Below are 16,177 nucleotides of genomic sequence, written 5' to 3' on the forward strand. Positions count from 1 at the left end.
AAATTATGAGCCAGATTACTATGACACCTGCCGACGCGATGATTACGCTGGAAAACGTCAATAAATGGTACGGACAGTATCATGTCCTGAAGGATATCAATCTCAAGGTGAAACAGGGCGAACGTATCGTACTTTGTGGTCCCTCCGGTTCAGGGAAATCCACAACTATTCGCTGTATTAACCATCTTGAAGAACATCAGCAGGGGCGTATTGTGGTTGATGGTATCGAGTTGAATGAAGATATTCGCAATATCGACCGTGTACGACAGGAAGTCGGGATGGTGTTCCAGCACTTCAATCTGTTCCCGCATCTGACCGTTCTGCAAAACTGCACGCTGGCCCCCATTTGGGTTCAAAAGATGCCGAAAAAAGAGGCCGAAGCCTTGGCAATGCACTATCTGGAGCGTGTGCGCATTGCTGAACATGCCAATAAATTCCCTGGGCAGATATCCGGCGGTCAGCAGCAGCGTGTGGCCATCGCCCGCTCCCTGTGCATGAAACCTAAGATAATGTTGTTTGATGAGCCGACATCAGCGCTGGATCCAGAAATGGTGAAAGAGGTGCTGGATACCATGATTGGGCTGGCGCAATCCGGGATGACGATGCTGTGCGTGACGCATGAGATGGGGTTTGCCAGAACTGTCGCTGACAGGGTGATCTTTATGGATCGTGGAGAGATTGTCGAACAGGCACCACCGAATGAGTTCTTTGCGCATCCGAAGTCAGAACGCACGCGGGCATTTTTATCGCAGGTGATTCATTAATCCTTTGTTATGCCGGGTGGCGGCTTCGCCTTACCCGGCCTACAGTTTGTGCAGCGTAGAAACGCAAAAAGGCCATCCTTTCGGATGGCCTTCTCACTTATTTGATGTCTGGCAGTTCCCTACTCTCACATGGGGAGACCCCACACTACCATCGGCGCTACGGCGTTTCACTTCTGAGTTCGGCATGGGGTCAGGTGGGACCACCGCGCTAAAGCCGCCAGACAAATTCTTTTACTTCTTGCCGAACTTTAACCTAAGTATAAAGTGGTGCTGATACCCAGAGTCGAACTGGGGACCTCACCCTTACCAAGGGTGCGCTCTACCAACTGAGCCATATCAGCACGCTAAATTTGATGCCTGGCAGTTCCCTACTCTCACATGGGGAGACCCCACACTACCATCGGCGCTACGGCGTTTCACTTCTGAGTTCGGCATGGGGTCAGGTGGGACCACCGCGCTAAAGCCGCCAGGCAAATTCTGTTAAATCTGTATCAGGCTGAAAATCGTGTCTGTCTCTTCGCCAAAACACCTTCGGCGTTGTAAGGTTAAGCCTCACGGTTCATTAGTATCGGTTAGCTCAACGCATCGCTGCGCTTACACACCCGACCTATCAACGTCGTAGTCTTCAACGTTCCTTCAGGAGACTTAAAGTCTCAGGGAGAACTCATCTCGGGGCAAGTTTCGTGCTTAGATGCTTTCAGCACTTATCTTTTCCGCATTTAGCTACCGGGCAGTGCCATTGGCATGACAACCCGAACACCAGTGATGCGTCCACTCCGGTCCTCTCGTACTAGGAGCAGCCCCCCTCAATTCTCCAGCGCCCACGGCAGATAGGGACCGAACTGTCTCACGACGTTCTAAACCCAGCTCGCGTACCACTTTAAATGGCGAACAGCCATACCCTTGGGACCTACTTCAGCCCCAGGATGTGATGAGCCGACATCGAGGTGCCAAACACCGCCGTCGATATGAACTCTTGGGCGGTATCAGCCTGTTATCCCCGGAGTACCTTTTATCCGTTGAGCGATGGCCCTTCCATTCAGAACCACCGGATCACTATGACCTGCTTTCGCACCTGCTCGAGCCGTCACTCTCGCAGTCAAGCTAGCTTATGCCATTGCACTAACCTCCTGATGTCCGACCAGGATTAGCTAACCTTCGTGCTCCTCCGTTACTCTTTGGGAGGAGACCGCCCCAGTCAAACTACCCACCAGACACTGTCCGCAACCCGGATCACGGGTCTACGTTAGAACACCAGCCATTAAAGGGTGGTATTTCAAGGATGGCTCCACGCAGACTGGCGTCCACGCTTCAAAGCCTCCCACCTATCCTACACATCAAGGACCAGTGTTCAGTGTCAAGCTATAGTAAAGGTTCACGGGGTCTTTCCGTCTTGCCGCGGGTACACTGCATCTTCACAGCGAGTTCAATTTCACTGAGTCTCGGGTGGAGACAGCCTGGCCATCATTACGCCATTCGTGCAGGTCGGAACTTACCCGACAAGGAATTTCGCTACCTTAGGACCGTTATAGTTACGGCCGCCGTTTACCGGGGCTTCGATCAAGAGCTTCGCGTTGCCGCTAACCCCATCAATTAACCTTCCGGCACCGGGCAGGCGTCACACCGTATACGTCCACTTTCGTGTTTGCACAGTGCTGTGTTTTTAATAAACAGTTGCAGCCAGCTGGTATCTTCGACTGATTTCAGCTCCACCCGCAGGGGCTTCACCTACATATCAGCGTGCCTTCTCCCGAAGTTACGGCACCATTTTGCCTAGTTCCTTCACCCGAGTTCTCTCAAGCGCCTTGGTATTCTCTACCTGACCACCTGTGTCGGTTTGGGGTACGATTTGATGTTACCTGATGCTTAGAGGCTTTTCCTGGAAGCAGGGCATTTGTTACTTCAGCACCGTAGTGCCTCGTCATCACACCTCAGCGTTAATAAGGTACCGGATTTACCTGGAACCTCCGCCTACATGCTTAAACCGGGACAACCGTCGCCCGGCTAACATAGCCTTCTCCGTCCCCCCTTCGCAGTAACACCAAGTACAGGAATATTAACCTGTTTCCCATCGACTACGCCTTTCGGCCTCGCCTTAGGGGTCGACTCACCCTGCCCCGATTAACGTTGGACAGGAACCCTTGGTCTTCCGGCGTGCGGGCTTTTCACCCGCATTATCGTTACTTATGTCAGCATTCGCACTTCTGATACCTCCAGCAACCCTCACAGGCCACCTTCAACGGCTTACAGAACGCTCCCCTACCCAACAACGCATAAGCGTCGCTGCCGCAGCTTCGGTGCATGGTTTAGCCCCGTTACATCTTCCGCGCAGGCCGACTCGACCAGTGAGCTATTACGCTTTCTTTAAATGATGGCTGCTTCTAAGCCAACATCCTGGCTGTCTGTGCCTTCCCACATCGTTTCCCACTTAACCATGACTTTGGGACCTTAGCTGGCGGTCTGGGTTGTTTCCCTCTTCACGACGGACGTTAGCACCCGCCGTGTGTCTCCCGTGATAACATTCTTCGGTATTCGTAGTTTGCATCGGGTTGGTAAGCCGGGATGGCCCCCTAGCCGAAACAGTGCTCTACCCCCGAAGATGAGTTCACGAGGCGCTACCTAAATAGCTTTCGGGGAGAACCAGCTATCTCCCGGTTTGATTGGCCTTTCACCCCCAGCCACAAGTCATCCGCTAATTTTTCAACATTAGTCGGTTCGGTCCTCCAGTTAGTGTTACCCAACCTTCAACCTGCCCATGGCTAGATCACCGGGTTTCGGGTCTATACCCTGCAACTTAACGCCCAGTTAAGACTCGGTTTCCCTTCGGCTCCCCTATACGGTTAACCTTGCTACAGAATATAAGTCGCTGACCCATTATACAAAAGGTACGCAGTCACACCACGAAGGTGCTCCCACTGCTTGTACGTACACGGTTTCAGGTTCTTTTTCACTCCCCTCGCCGGGGTTCTTTTCGCCTTTCCCTCACGGTACTGGTTCACTATCGGTCAGTCAGGAGTATTTAGCCTTGGAGGATGGTCCCCCCATATTCAGACAGGATACCACGTGTCCCGCCCTACTCTTCGAGTTCACAGCAAGTGTGCTTTCGTGTACGGGACTATCACCCTGTACCGTCGGACTTTCCAGACCGTTCCACTAACACACAAGCTGATTCAGACTCTGGGCTGCTCCCCGTTCGCTCGCCGCTACTGGGGGAATCTCGGTTGATTTCTTTTCCTCGGGGTACTTAGATGTTTCAGTTCCCCCGGTTCGCCTCGTTAACCTATGTATTCAGTTAACGATAGTGTGACGAATCACACTGGGTTTCCCCATTCGGACATCGCCGGGTCAAAGGTTCATATCACCTCACCGGCGCTTTTCGCAGATTAGCACGTCCTTCATCGCCTCTGACTGCCAGGGCATCCACCGTGTACGCTTAGTCGCTTAACCTCACAACCCGAAGATGTTTCACTTCTGATTGCGAAAATTTGAGAGACTCGAACACACATTAACTGTGTGTCGTTTCAATTTTCAGCTTGATCCAGATTTTTAAAGAGCAAAACTTCGCAGTGCACCTTTTCAGGTTCACTCTGAAGTTTTCTTGTATTTCGCAGTAAAAGGATGGTGGAGCTATGCGGGATCGAACCGCAGACCTCCTGCGTGCAAGGCAGGCGCTCTCCCAGCTGAGCTATAACCCCATCGTATACACTAATCTCTGTACCGGTAATTTTTCCTGAGACAAGGCGTGGTAACGCGAAGCATACATCAGTATGTGAGCGTTGCCGCAACGCAGTATTCAGGGAAAATTTGGTAGGCCTGAGTGGACTTGAACCACCGACCTCACCCTTATCAGGGGTGCGCTCTAACCACCTGAGCTACAAGCCTGCAGAGATTTTTACTGCTATTTTCATCAGACAATCTGTGTGAGCACTACAAAGGCAGGTTCTTTAAGGTAAGGAGGTGATCCAACCGCAGGTTCCCCTACGGTTACCTTGTTACGACTTCACCCCAGTCATGAATCACAAAGTGGTAAGCGCCCTCCCGAAGGTTAAGCTACCTACTTCTTTTGCAACCCACTCCCATGGTGTGACGGGCGGTGTGTACAAGGCCCGGGAACGTATTCACCGTAGCATTCTGATCTACGATTACTAGCGATTCCGACTTCATGGAGTCGAGTTGCAGACTCCAATCCGGACTACGACGCACTTTATGAGGTCCGCTTGCTCTCGCGAGGTCGCTTCTCTTTGTATGCGCCATTGTAGCACGTGTGTAGCCCTACTCGTAAGGGCCATGATGACTTGACGTCATCCCCACCTTCCTCCAGTTTATCACTGGCAGTCTCCTTTGAGTTCCCGGCCGGACCGCTGGCAACAAAGGATAAGGGTTGCGCTCGTTGCGGGACTTAACCCAACATTTCACAACACGAGCTGACGACAGCCATGCAGCACCTGTCTCAGAGTTCCCGAAGGCACCAATCCATCTCTGGAAAGTTCTCTGGATGTCAAGAGTAGGTAAGGTTCTTCGCGTTGCATCGAATTAAACCACATGCTCCACCGCTTGTGCGGGCCCCCGTCAATTCATTTGAGTTTTAACCTTGCGGCCGTACTCCCCAGGCGGTCGACTTAACGCGTTAGCTCCGGAAGCCACGCCTCAAGGGCACAACCTCCAAGTCGACATCGTTTACGGCGTGGACTACCAGGGTATCTAATCCTGTTTGCTCCCCACGCTTTCGCACCTGAGCGTCAGTCTTTGTCCAGGGGGCCGCCTTCGCCACCGGTATTCCTCCAGATCTCTACGCATTTCACCGCTACACCTGGAATTCTACCCCCCTCTACAAGACTCTAGCCTGCCAGTTTCGAATGCAGTTCCCAGGTTGAGCCCGGGGATTTCACATCCGACTTGACAGACCGCCTGCGTGCGCTTTACGCCCAGTAATTCCGATTAACGCTTGCACCCTCCGTATTACCGCGGCTGCTGGCACGGAGTTAGCCGGTGCTTCTTCTGCGGGTAACGTCAATTGCTGAGGTTATTAACCTCAACACCTTCCTCCCCGCTGAAAGTACTTTACAACCCGAAGGCCTTCTTCATACACGCGGCATGGCTGCATCAGGCTTGCGCCCATTGTGCAATATTCCCCACTGCTGCCTCCCGTAGGAGTCTGGACCGTGTCTCAGTTCCAGTGTGGCTGGTCATCCTCTCAGACCAGCTAGGGATCGTCGCCTAGGTGAGCCGTTACCCCACCTACTAGCTAATCCCATCTGGGCACATCTGATGGCAAGAGGCCCGAAGGTCCCCCTCTTTGGTCTTGCGACGTTATGCGGTATTAGCTACCGTTTCCAGTAGTTATCCCCCTCCATCAGGCAGTTTCCCAGACATTACTCACCCGTCCGCCGCTCGCCGGCAAAGTAGCAAGCTACTTTCCGCTGCCGCTCGACTTGCATGTGTTAGGCCTGCCGCCAGCGTTCAATCTGAGCCATGATCAAACTCTTCAATTTAAGTTTGATGCTCGTGAATTAAACTTCGTAATGAATTACGTATGTTCACTCAGAGACTTGGTATTCATTTATTGTCCGAAGACATTAAGAATCCATGTCACTTTGAGTGCCCACACAGATTGTCTGATAAATTGTTAAAGAGCAGTGCAACGCGGCTTTCGCTCACCGTTGCGAGGTGGCGTATATTACGCTTTCCTCTTTCAGAGTCAACCCGTTATTTCAGGATTTTTTTCTCTTCAACCGACCGGGTTGTCTGTGAAGTGATTCACATCCGCCGTGTCGATGGAGGCGCATTATAGGGATCCCATTTTTTAGCACAAGTGTTTTTTAGATCTTTTTTTCCGACTGCTGATTTTCCGCGCTTTTCGCTGAAATCCCGCCCGATCTGCTTAAATATTGACGTATTTTGCCTTGCCACGATCCCAAAATATGATCAAAGTCTTCTGTATAGCGCCCATCTGTCGAGGTAGATATGTCTGAAGTACTACGTCCTTATAAAGATCTGTTCCCCCAAAAAGGCGATCGCGTGATGATCGATGCCAGTAGCGTCGTGATTGGCGATGTCCGAATGGCCGATGATGTGAGTATCTGGCCACTGGTTACGATCAGGGGAGATGTTAACTTTGTGTCTATCGGCGCACGCACCAACATTCAGGACGGCAGCGTTCTTCATGTGACGCATAAATCTTCTTATAACCCAGAAGGTAATCCTCTAATCGTTGGGGAAGACGTTACCGTCGGCCACAAAGTGATGCTCCACGGCTGCATAATAGGTAATAGGGTACTTGTTGGTATGGGTTCAATTTTACTGGATGGCGTAACAGTAGAAGATGACGTGATGATTGGAGCCGGTAGCCTGGTCCCGCAAAACAAACGTCTGGAAAGCGGCTATCTCTATTTAGGCAGCCCGGTAAAACAGATCCGCCCCTTAAAAGAGGCGGAGATCGAAGGATTAAAATACTCAGCAAATAACTACGTCAAATGGAAGAATGAATATCTGGATCAAGACAACCAGACCCAGCCTTGATCGTCTTCCTGCTGATCGCGGATTAAATCGCTGGCTTCCTCTTCAAGATCCCAGCGATTTTCGCAAAATACCACTAACGGGTCTGAACCGCCAAAACGACGCAGTAGCGTTTCCCCAGTGATTGCACAGGTCAGTTGCATTCCGTGCACGAGCACCGGGAAACAAACCGCTTGCTGATTTTCATCCCAGATTTCTCTGTCAGGAAAGTGGATCGCCTGATTCACGCCATCAGTTCCTGTTTCAGTTTTTCGATCACGGGTTCCACTGCAGGCAACACACCGTGCCAGAGCAGTACTGCATGAGCCGCCTGGCCCACCAGCATGCCCAGACCATCAGCCATATGCTTCGCGCCGTGTTGTTCACACCAGGTCAGAAAAGGTGTTTTGCCTTTCTGATAGAACATGTCGTAGCAATAAACATGGGCACTTACCAACGAAGCAGGGATCGCAGGCACTTCACCGCCAATACCGCTGGAAGTCGCATTAATGACAAGTTCGAACTCATGGTCGGCAAGGTCATCAAGCGCAACGGCATTGACGCTACCGGTATGGGCGAACAGCGCTGCCAGCTCTTCTGCACGGGAGAATGTTCGGTTGGTAATTGTTACCGCACAATCCATTGAAAGAAGAGGAAGCAGTACGCCCCGTGATGCCCCGCCCGCGCCAATCAGCAGGATCCGGAAACCAGGCTTAATAAATGAGAGTCTTTGTAAATCGCTGAGTAAACCAATCCCATCGGTGTTGTCACCCAGAAGTCGGCCATCCTCAAGCTGTTTTAGCGTATTTACCGCACCAGCAAGCGCCGCTCGCTCGGTCAATTCATCCGCGCGTTCAAAAGCGTCTGCCTTAAAGGGCACTGTTACATTCGCACCCTTACCACCCGCCTCGAAAAAGGCATTCAGCGTCGTCACAAATGCATCGACAGGGGCCAGCACGCGACCATACGGATGGTCTATCTGCAGTTGTTCAGCAAACAGCTGATGGATCAACGGCGATTTACTGTGAGCGATCGGGTTACCAAAAACAGCATAGCTTTCCATGAGATTACCCCTGGCGAAAACGTTCGCCGGTCAAAGCGTCGCGAATTTCAGACGGATTCAGGCGCCCTCCCGTTTCACCGATAGCAACAGGGAAGTCATTCCCGAACTGCGCCAGTACTTCTTCGGTTGTCCGACAAGGTGGCAATCCGGTCAGGTTGGCGCTGGTTGAGACCAGCGGTTTACCAAATGCCAGACAAAGCTCAACCACCAGCGGATGGTCAGTTACGCGAACGGCAAGGGAATCAAAGCGTCCGGTTAACCAGCGTGGCGTTGTCGGGTGCGCCGGGAAAACGAAGGTCACTGGTCCAGGCCACGCGGAGAAGATACTCTCGCGCTGCGCCGACGTCAGCATGGAATCATCGATGTAGGGTTTAAGCTGCTCGTAATTCGCCGCGATCAAAATTAGCCCTTTCTCTACGGGTCTTTGCTTTAGGGTGAGCAATCGGCTCACAGCGGTCTCGCTGTCAGGATCACAACCGACCCCAAAAACAGCTTCTGTTGGATAGGCGATGACTTCTTCATTTTTCAGTACGTCCACGGCATGGGCAATGGAGCCTGATGGCAGGTTATTATTCACTGTTTTGATCCGCCGAAACCGGCTTTCCACATTGTTTACTGGCGCAGAAGCGTTTCATGCCTTGCGCGGTTTTCTTTTCTATAAGTAGCGGATAATTGCAATAAGGGCAGGTTCCCGCTACTGGTTTAAAATTGATAACGAACTGGCATTCAGGGTAGCGATCGCAAGAATGGAAGTTCTTACCATAACGGGAGCGGCGTTGTACCAGCTGACCGCGCTGACACTGAGGGCACGCAATCGCCGTTTCATCTGGCTTATCAATTTGTTCCGTATGCTCACATTCGGGATAGCGGCTACATCCAATAAACATGCCGAAACGTCCCTGCCGCAGTGCTAATTCGCCACTGCAGAGTGGGCAATGCTGGCCCTCCAGAATTTTCACGATATGTCCGTCCGCCTGGCTCTTCAGGGGACGGACATAATCACATTCCGGATACTGTGAACAACCGAGAAACGGGCCGTGTTTCCCGGACCGAATGACGAGCTCAGCCCCGCACTGTGGGCAGGGCTCGTTTTTGTGCACCGTGAATAGTGCTGATTTGGCCATAACAACTCTTGGTCCCGCACATTGAATTAGTGCAGCATACCTTCATTCACTTCAAAGAGTAATTCTTCCATTTGCTGATAGGCATTTTCACAGCCTGGGATATTGAACAGAACCATCAGGATCACCCACTTGAGGTCTTCCAGTTCGAATTCTGCCGTATCCAGCGCCATGACGCGCTCTATCACCATTTCTCGTGTTTCGAGGTTTAGCACCTGAATCTGCTCAAGGAATAAGATGAATCCCCGGCAGCTGGCATCCAGCCTTTCACACTCTTCAGCGGTGTAAATGCGTACAGATAAGGGATCGGAAGCAAGCTGCATCGGTTCGGCGAGGCCGTCCTGATAATCAGCCAGTTTATCCAACCACATCAACGCATTGTAAATATCTTCCCGCTCAAATCCTGCTTCGGTAAGATCCCGTGTCAATTTGTCCTGATCCACGCGCATTTCTGCTTCGTTGTGGATGTAAGTCTCAAACAAATACATCAGTACGTCGAACATGGCATGCCCTCCTTAATCGGACATAGCCGCCGGGTACAGCTGCGATCCACCCTGCTAACTCCAGTTCAAGTAGCTGTGCTACCGTTACTGGCACAGGTTGGCCGGCACGTTCAGCGACAACGTCAACAGGTGTTACCTCATCTCCTACGTTAGCCAGGAGCTTGGGAAATGGCAATGCCACCTTCTCCTGATCTGACGAATAATGTTGCTTTTTAGGTTCATCTGTTAACCAGTTCAAGCCATACCGTAAATTTTCCAGGATATCCTCTATGCAAGTCACAGGCGTTGCGCCTTGCTTTATTAGCCAGTGCGGCCCCTCGCATCCTGGATTTCCTATCGGACCGGGTAAAGCAAAGACTTCTCGCCCCTGTTCAAGCGCACATCTCGCCGTAACCAACGAACCGCTTCGCAAAGCAGCCTCAACGACCAGCACACCCTGACTTAACCCACTAATAATCCTGTTACGTCGAGGGAAATTCGCCGGTCTGGGGGGCGTAGAAAGTGAGAACTCAGACACTACCGCCCCCTCCGAATCAATAAGCCGCTTAGCCAGGGTCTGATGGCGACGGGGATAGATGCTAAAGAGTCCATTACCCAACACCGCCACGCTTGCGCCTTGTACTGACAATGCAGCGTTGTGAGCCACACCGTCGATGCCGCAGGCCAGGCCGCTGGTAATTGTGAAACCGCATTGTGAGAGCTGTTCACTCAGGAGCCTTCCCCATCGCTCACCATACCAGGAGGGCGCGCGACTTCCGACAACAGCAAGTTGAACGGTATTAAGGGCCTCAAGGTTCCCCGTCACGAATAATGCCCCGGGATAATCAGGAAAAGTGCGAAGCAAAGGAGGATAAAGGGGATGATCGGCAGTTAAGAGATGGTTCCCCGGCTGTTCCAGCCACACCAGGCTACGCTCAAGCTCACCTTCACTGAGAGCAATAAATCGCCCAGCTTGCGCTGCTGACAAGCCGGCTTCACGGAGCGTCACGCCATCAATCGTTGTCTGTTTACTGAGCTGTGATGCGAGCTCCAGCATTGCATCACCACATAGAGGACCTATATGAATTAACCGTATCCAAATCTCTGTCGACGTCATCCTTTCCCCTGCCACAAGCAGCCTCCGCAATCATTGCGATTGGTCACTGATGCTGTCAATCGATGAGGGATTTGTCTAGAATAGAGGTAGTATTCTTATCAACTCCTGAACACGACTCTGGAAATTTATGGCAGTTTTGCAAGTGTTACATATTCCGGACGAGCGCCTTCGCATCGTCGCTGAACCGGTTAAAGAAGTGAATGCAGAAATTCAGCGTATCGTCGATGATATGTTCGATACCATGTACGCCGAAGAAGGTATTGGCCTGGCGGCGACTCAGGTAGACATTCACAAGCGTATTATCGTGATCGATGTCTCTGAGAATCGCGATGGCCGCCTGGTGCTGATCAACCCGGAACTGCTTGAAAAGAGCGGTGAAACGGGTATTGAAGAAGGCTGCCTCTCCATTCCGGAACAGCGTGCTTTAGTACCGCGTGCAGAAAAAGTGAAGATTCGCGCTCTGGATCGTGACGGTAATCCGTTCGAGCTGGAAGCAGACGACCTGCTGGCAATTTGTATTCAGCATGAGATGGATCACCTGGTCGGTAAACTGTTTATCGATTACCTCTCGCCACTCAAGCAGCAGCGTATTCGTCAGAAAGTAGAGAAACTGGATCGCTTGCGTTCTCGCGCCTAAGATCCCCCCGGATACAAGGATCAACGTGTCTAAAACACTACGTATTATCTTCGCGGGTACCCCTGATTTTGCAGCGCGTCATCTCGACGCGCTGTTATCTTCTGGGCACCAGGTTGTTGGCGTATTTACCCAACCGGACCGTCCGGCTGGTCGTGGGAAAAAGCTGATGCCGAGCCCGGTTAAAGTTCTGGGCGAAGAACATGGATTACCCATTTTCCAGCCCGCATCCTTGCGCCCTCAGGAAAATCAGCAGTTAGTGGCAGACCTGAACGCGGATGTCATGGTGGTAGTGGCTTACGGTTTAATCTTGCCAAAAGCCGTGCTGGATATGCCACGCCTGGGCTGTGTCAACGTGCATGGTTCTCTTCTTCCACGCTGGCGCGGGGCGGCACCTATTCAACGCTCTCTGTGGGCTGGCGATGCTGAAACTGGCGTCACCATCATGAAGATGGACGTAGGTTTAGACACCGGTGACATGCTGTATAAACTGGCCTGTCCAATTACTAACGAAGATACCAGTGCCACACTTTACGACAAGCTGGCAAATCTGGGCCCGCAGGGTCTCATTGAGACGCTGCAACAGCTTGCTGATAATACGGCGACACCTGAAGTTCAGGACGACGCGCTGGTAACCTATGCCGAGAAGCTCAGCAAAGAAGAAGCTCAGCTCGACTGGTCACTGTCTGCCGCTCAGCTTGAACGCTGTATCCGCGCTTTTAATCCGTGGCCAATGAGCTGGCTGATGATTGACAATCAGCCGGTGAAAGTCTGGAAAGCCTCCGTTATTGATGGCGATACTTCTGAAGAACCCGGCACGATTATTGAAGCCAGTAAGCAAGGTATTCAGGTCGCAACCGCGAAAGGCATTCTCAATCTTGAGTCTCTGCAACCTGCGGGTAAGAAAGCAATGAGCGCCCAGGATTTGTTAAATTCCCGTCGCGAATGGTTTATTCCTGGCAACCGTCTTGCCTGACCCCTTTCATTTTTAAGGCCCGGTGTTTCCGGGCATTTTTATTTTTACGGCTATGAAAAAACAAAATCTACGCAGTATGGCGGCACAGGCCGTTGAGCAAGTTGTCGAACAGGGCCAGTCACTCAGTAATGTCCTGCCCCCACTGCAGCAGAAAGTGTCCGATAAAGACAAAGCACTGCTTCAGGAGCTGTGCTTTGGCGTTCTACGCACCCTTTCTCAGCTTGAGTGGTTGATTAGCAAGCTGATGTCACGCCCCATGACCGGCAAGCAACGCACCATTCATTATTTGATCATGGTGGGCTTCTACCAGTTGCTTCATACACGCATTCCTCCTCATGCCGCGCTGGCTGAAACGGTGGAAGGTGCCGTTGCGGTTAAACGCCCTCAACTTAAGGGTTTGATCAACGGCGTGCTACGTCAATTCCAGCGACAGCAGGAAGAGCTTCTGGCTGAATTTTCCCGCACCGAAGCACGTTTCCTGCACCCGGAGTGGCTGTTGAAGCGCCTGAAAAAAGCCTGGCCACAGCAGTGGCAGGATATTGCTGACGCCAATAACCAGCGCCCGCCGATGTGGTTACGCGTCAACCGTAATCACCATACTCGGGACGCATGGCTGGCTATGCTGGAAGAAGCCGGAATGAATGGGTTCACACATGAAGCCTACCCGGATGCCGTACGTTTAGCCTCTCCGGCACCGGTACACGTGCTTCCCGGGTTTGAAGATGGCTGGGTCACCGTCCAGGATGCTTCAGCTCAAGGGTGTATGACCTGGCTTGAGCCACAAAATGGTGAGCAGATCCTCGATCTCTGCGCAGCCCCTGGCGGTAAAACGACACATATTCTGGAAGTTGCTCCGCAGGCGAGCGTAATGGCAGTTGATGTTGATGAACAGCGTCTTTCTCGCGTATACGATAATCTGAAGCGTCTTGGAATGAAGGCTCAGGTAAAGCAAGGCGACGGACGTAAGCCTGCAGAATGGTGTGGCGAATCGCAGTTTGATCGCATTTTACTGGATGCTCCCTGCTCGGCGACGGGCGTGATTCGTCGTCATCCAGACATCAAATGGCTACGCCGCGATCGCGATATAACGGAGCTGGCCCAACTGCAATCCGACATTCTCGATGCTATCTGGCCACATCTTAAACCAGGCGGAACGCTGGTCTATGCAACCTGCTCCGTCCTTCCGGAAGAAAACAGCCAGCAAATTGCGGCCTTCCTTAAGCGTACCCCTGATGCAACATTACGCGATACAGGCACGCCGGAACGACCAGGCCAGCAGAATCTCCCTGGTGCCGAAGAGGGCGACGGTTTCTTTTACGCTAAGCTAATCAAAGAGTGATGTTGAGAACAGGTCACGAGATATGAAAATTATCATTCTGGGCGCAGGACAGGTTGGCGGAACGTTAGCTGAAAATCTTGTTGGCGAAAACAATGACATCACGATTGTTGATACCAATGGCGATCGGCTGCGCGTTTTGCAGGACAAGTTTGACCTTCGCGTCGTGCAGGGTCATGGTTCACATCCGCGCGTTCTGCGTGAGGCAGGCGCTGACGATGCCGATATGCTGGTTGCCGTCACCAGCTCTGATGAAACCAATATGGTGGCATGCCAGGTTGCGTACTCGCTTTTCAACACCCCGAACAGAATTGCTCGTATCCGTTCACCGGACTATGTTCGCGATGCAGAAAAACTGTTTAATTCTGAAGCGGTACCAATTGATCATCTGATCGCGCCAGAACAACTGGTTATCGACAATATCTATCGCCTGATTGAATATCCGGGCGCTTTGCAGGTTGTGAATTTTGCGGAAGGTAAAGTAAGCCTGGCAGTGGTGAAAGCCTATTACGGCGGCCCACTCATTGGTAATGCCTTGTCTACAATGCGTGAGCACATGCCACATATCGATACTCGCGTCGCTGCCATTTTCCGCCACGACAGGCCTATTCGGCCGCAAGGCTCAACGATTGTTGAAGCCGGTGATGAGGTTTTCTTTATTGCCGCATCTCAGCATATCCGTGCGGTGATGAGCGAGCTTCAGCGTCTTGAAAAGCCTTATAAACGCATCATGCTGGTCGGCGGTGGGAATATTGGCGCAGGTCTGGCGAGACGACTGGAAAAAGACTATAGCGTGAAGTTGATCGAACGCGATCAACAGCGCGCTTCTGAACTCGCTGAAAAGCTGCAGAATACGATCGTATTTTATGGTGATGCGTCCGATCAAGAATTGCTGGCCGAAGAGCATATTGATCAAGTTGATCTGTTTATTGCCGTCACCAACGACGACGAAGCGAATATTATGTCTGCGATGCTCGCCAAACGAATGGGAGCAAAAAAGGTTATGGTACTTATCCAGCGCCGGGCCTATGTTGACCTCGTTCAGGGAAGCGTCATTGATATCGCCATTTCGCCACAGCAAGCCACAATTTCAGCCCTGCTAAGTCATGTCCGTAAAGCGGACATCGTCGGCGTTTCTTCACTTCGTCGCGGTGTTGCTGAAGCCATTGAGGCAGTGGCACACGGTGATGAAACCACATCACGCGTTGTGGGTCGTTCAATTGATGAAATCAAATTACCCCCGGGCACAATCATTGGGGCTGTGGTGCGCGGGAACGATGTCATGATCGCCAATGATAATTTACGCATCGAGCAAGGGGACCACGTTATTATGTTCCTTACCGATAAAAAGTTCATTACTGACGTCGAACGCTTATTCCAGCCAAGTCCATTCTTCCTGTAATGATTCAGGTGCTCGGGTTAGAGCACCTGCTTATTAACCTTTAAATTTCTAAGACTTTTATTTTTCATAACCTTTATTTATCCTCGATGGCAATTAGCTAATCATTTGTTAAACTTATAATCGTCAGCTGGCACAAGGAGAACATAATGAGTTTCATTAAAGAATTTCGCGAATTTGCGATGCGCGGGAATGTAGTAGATTTAGCTGTGGGTGTCATTATTGGTGCTGCGTTCGGTAAGATCGTTTCATCACTGGTTGCCGACATTATTATGCCGCCGTTGGGGCTATTAATTGGGGGCATTGACTTCAAACAGTTCGCCGTCACGCTCAGAGATGCACAGGGAGATATCCCGGCAGTCGTTATGCACTATGGCGTGTTTATTCAGAATATTTTTGATTTCGTGATTGTGGCGTTTGCGATTTTTATGGCTATCAAGCTCATCAACAAGCTTAACCGTAAAAAAGAAGAACCGGCTGCAGCACCGCCAGCCCCTTCTAAAGAAGAAGTTTTACTGACTGAAATTCGCGATCTGTTAAAAGAGCAGAATAACCGCTCCTGACAGGACGCTAAAAGCAGGAAGGCCAGTGGTAAATAAGCGATTCGCTTTTTTGCCACTGGCCTCCCAGTTACCCCGATTCCCATGTTTTCCTTTACGCAGATAACTCCCTTTCCCTTTTTTATTCTTCTCAACGCGCTGTCTGAAAAGCGGGTCGTGAAGTAATGCCTCAATGGCGTTATCCTTAATATTTCCCTTCGTATGCTGATAGCGGCTCATAATTTCTCCTG

Annotated in this window: 14 protein-coding genes, 3 tRNA genes and 4 rRNA genes; 7 read left to right on the forward strand and 14 right to left on the reverse strand. The window is 51.4% G+C overall.

The genetic code is table 11. The features are described 5' to 3' along the window. The first annotated feature begins 5 nt into the window (after nt 1-5). Entirely contained in the window at nt 6-764 is a 759-nt protein-coding gene (locus tag N2K86_RS20230; RefSeq protein WP_260659760.1) for an amino acid ABC transporter ATP-binding protein, read from the forward strand. A gap of 106 nt (nt 765-870) precedes the next feature. Here the strand turns inward: N2K86_RS20230 and rrf (N2K86_RS20235) are convergent. The 7 genes from rrf (N2K86_RS20235) to N2K86_RS20265 form a co-directional block, all read right to left on the reverse strand. Beyond that, nucleotides 871-986: ribosomal RNA gene (rrf, locus tag N2K86_RS20235) — 5S ribosomal RNA — on the reverse strand. A 43-nt stretch (nt 987-1,029) separates the two neighbouring features. Next, nucleotides 1,030-1,105 (reverse strand) — tRNA-Thr (locus N2K86_RS20240). A gap of 14 nt (nt 1,106-1,119) precedes the next feature. Continuing rightward, nucleotides 1,120-1,235 (reverse strand): 5S ribosomal RNA (gene rrf, locus N2K86_RS20245). Nucleotides 1,236-1,305: 70 nt separating this feature from the next. Then, a 23S ribosomal RNA gene (locus N2K86_RS20250) occupies nt 1,306-4,211 on the reverse strand. Between the two features lie 172 nt (nt 4,212-4,383). After that, nucleotides 4,384-4,459: transfer RNA gene (locus tag N2K86_RS20255), tRNA-Ala, on the reverse strand. A 110-nt stretch (nt 4,460-4,569) separates the two neighbouring features. Further along, a tRNA-Ile gene (locus N2K86_RS20260) sits at nt 4,570-4,646 on the reverse strand. Between the two features lie 68 nt (nt 4,647-4,714). Continuing rightward, nucleotides 4,715-6,256, reverse strand: a 16S ribosomal RNA gene (locus N2K86_RS20265). Together the 16S, 23S and 5S rRNA genes with 3 tRNA genes alongside form the textbook arrangement of a ribosomal RNA operon. Before the next feature lie 472 nt (nt 6,257-6,728). On the opposite strand from N2K86_RS20265, the gene N2K86_RS20270 reads away from it, so the two are divergent. Beyond that, the gene (locus N2K86_RS20270; RefSeq protein ID WP_260659761.1) at nt 6,729-7,283 is read left to right on the forward strand and encodes a gamma carbonic anhydrase family protein; all 555 of its coding nucleotides are present in this window, start codon (nt 6,729-6,731) and stop codon (nt 7,281-7,283) included. On the opposite strand, the gene N2K86_RS20275 is transcribed toward N2K86_RS20270, so the two are convergent. Genes N2K86_RS20275 through dprA form a run of 6 tightly spaced genes read right to left on the reverse strand, consistent with a single transcriptional unit; the run spans nt 7,259 to nt 11,042 of the window. Continuing rightward, nucleotides 7,259-7,507 carry a DUF1488 domain-containing protein gene (locus tag N2K86_RS20275; protein ID WP_260659762.1) on the reverse strand — a complete coding sequence of 83 codons (249 nt, stop codon included), beginning with the start codon at nt 7,505-7,507 and terminating at the stop codon, nt 7,259-7,261. The two genes, N2K86_RS20270 and N2K86_RS20275, sit on opposite strands and share 25 nt — an antisense overlap. Continuing rightward, nucleotides 7,504-8,322: a shikimate dehydrogenase gene (gene aroE, locus N2K86_RS20280; protein WP_260659763.1), complete on the reverse strand. Its 819-nt coding sequence runs from the start codon at nt 8,320-8,322 to the stop codon at nt 7,504-7,506. The genes N2K86_RS20275 and aroE overlap by 4 nt, the downstream gene beginning before the upstream one ends. 4 nt (nt 8,323-8,326) lie before the next feature. Next, a complete protein-coding gene (gene tsaC / locus N2K86_RS20285; protein WP_260659764.1) occupies nt 8,327-8,899 on the reverse strand; it encodes an L-threonylcarbamoyladenylate synthase type 1 TsaC in 573 nt (190 codons plus the stop codon). Then, entirely contained in the window at nt 8,892-9,446 is a 555-nt protein-coding gene (locus N2K86_RS20290; RefSeq protein WP_260659765.1) for a DNA topoisomerase family protein, read from the reverse strand. The genes tsaC and N2K86_RS20290 overlap by 8 nt, the downstream gene beginning before the upstream one ends. Nucleotides 9,447-9,472: 26 nt before the next feature. Next, on the reverse strand, nt 9,473-9,946 hold the full coding sequence (gene smg / locus N2K86_RS20295) for a DUF494 family protein Smg (protein ID WP_042717081.1): 474 nt from the start codon (nt 9,944-9,946) through the stop codon (nt 9,473-9,475). Next, a complete protein-coding gene (dprA, locus tag N2K86_RS20300; protein WP_260659766.1) occupies nt 9,918-11,042 on the reverse strand; it encodes a DNA-protecting protein DprA in 1,125 nt (374 codons plus the stop codon). The genes smg and dprA overlap by 29 nt, the downstream gene beginning before the upstream one ends. 127 nt (nt 11,043-11,169) lie before the next feature. Between dprA and def the strand changes: the two genes are divergently transcribed. From def to mscL, 5 genes are all read left to right on the forward strand, one after another. Beyond that, on the forward strand, nt 11,170-11,679 hold the full coding sequence (gene def, locus N2K86_RS20305; RefSeq protein ID WP_008503479.1) for a peptide deformylase: 510 nt from the start codon (nt 11,170-11,172) through the stop codon (nt 11,677-11,679). Between the two features lie 25 nt (nt 11,680-11,704). Beyond that, nucleotides 11,705-12,652 carry a methionyl-tRNA formyltransferase gene (gene fmt, locus N2K86_RS20310; protein WP_260659767.1) on the forward strand — a complete coding sequence of 316 codons (948 nt, stop codon included), beginning with the start codon at nt 11,705-11,707 and terminating at the stop codon, nt 12,650-12,652. A gap of 52 nt (nt 12,653-12,704) precedes the next feature. Then, the gene (gene rsmB, locus N2K86_RS20315) at nt 12,705-13,991 is read left to right on the forward strand and encodes a 16S rRNA (cytosine(967)-C(5))-methyltransferase RsmB (protein WP_260659768.1); all 1,287 of its coding nucleotides are present in this window, start codon (nt 12,705-12,707) and stop codon (nt 13,989-13,991) included. 22 nt (nt 13,992-14,013) lie between these two features. Beyond that, on the forward strand, nt 14,014-15,390 hold the full coding sequence (gene trkA, locus N2K86_RS20320) for a Trk system potassium transporter TrkA (RefSeq protein WP_089600737.1): 1,377 nt from the start codon (nt 14,014-14,016) through the stop codon (nt 15,388-15,390). A 146-nt stretch (nt 15,391-15,536) separates the two neighbouring features. Continuing rightward, nucleotides 15,537-15,950, forward strand: coding sequence for a large-conductance mechanosensitive channel protein MscL (gene mscL / locus N2K86_RS20325; protein WP_260659769.1), 414 nt, complete (start codon nt 15,537-15,539; stop codon nt 15,948-15,950). Here the strand turns inward: mscL and N2K86_RS20330 are convergent. Beyond that, a complete protein-coding gene (locus tag N2K86_RS20330; RefSeq protein ID WP_260659770.1) occupies nt 15,924-16,166 on the reverse strand; it encodes an alternative ribosome-rescue factor A in 243 nt (80 codons plus the stop codon). The two genes, mscL and N2K86_RS20330, sit on opposite strands and share 27 nt — an antisense overlap. Between the last annotated feature and the right edge of the window lie 11 nt (nt 16,167-16,177).

This window comes from Enterobacter mori, assembly GCF_025244905.1.
GTDB lineage: Bacteria > Pseudomonadota > Gammaproteobacteria > Enterobacterales > Enterobacteriaceae > Enterobacter > Enterobacter mori_A.

What these genes read in the sequence shown, in the direction of transcription:
- def (WP_008503479.1), top strand. Translation starts at nt 11,170, where the DNA reads ATGGCAGTTTTGCAAGTGTTACATATTCCGGACGAGCGCCTTCGCATC.
- N2K86_RS20270 (WP_260659761.1), top strand. Translation starts at nt 6,729, where the DNA reads ATGTCTGAAGTACTACGTCCTTATAAAGATCTGTTCCCCCAAAAAGGC.
- rsmB (WP_260659768.1), top strand. Translation starts at nt 12,705, where the DNA reads ATGAAAAAACAAAATCTACGCAGTATGGCGGCACAGGCCGTTGAGCAA.
- N2K86_RS20330 (WP_260659770.1), bottom strand. Translation starts at nt 16,166, where the DNA reads ATGAGCCGCTATCAGCATACGAAGGGAAATATTAAGGATAACGCCATT.
- smg (WP_042717081.1), bottom strand. Translation starts at nt 9,946, where the DNA reads ATGTTCGACGTACTGATGTATTTGTTTGAGACTTACATCCACAACGAA.
- dprA (WP_260659766.1), bottom strand. Translation starts at nt 11,042, where the DNA reads ATGACGTCGACAGAGATTTGGATACGGTTAATTCATATAGGTCCTCTA.
- N2K86_RS20230 (WP_260659760.1), top strand. Translation starts at nt 6, where the DNA reads ATGAGCCAGATTACTATGACACCTGCCGACGCGATGATTACGCTGGAA.
- trkA (WP_089600737.1), top strand. Translation starts at nt 14,014, where the DNA reads ATGAAAATTATCATTCTGGGCGCAGGACAGGTTGGCGGAACGTTAGCT.
- N2K86_RS20290 (WP_260659765.1), bottom strand. Translation starts at nt 9,446, where the DNA reads ATGGCCAAATCAGCACTATTCACGGTGCACAAAAACGAGCCCTGCCCA.
- aroE (WP_260659763.1), bottom strand. Translation starts at nt 8,322, where the DNA reads ATGGAAAGCTATGCTGTTTTTGGTAACCCGATCGCTCACAGTAAATCG.
- mscL (WP_260659769.1), top strand. Translation starts at nt 15,537, where the DNA reads ATGAGTTTCATTAAAGAATTTCGCGAATTTGCGATGCGCGGGAATGTA.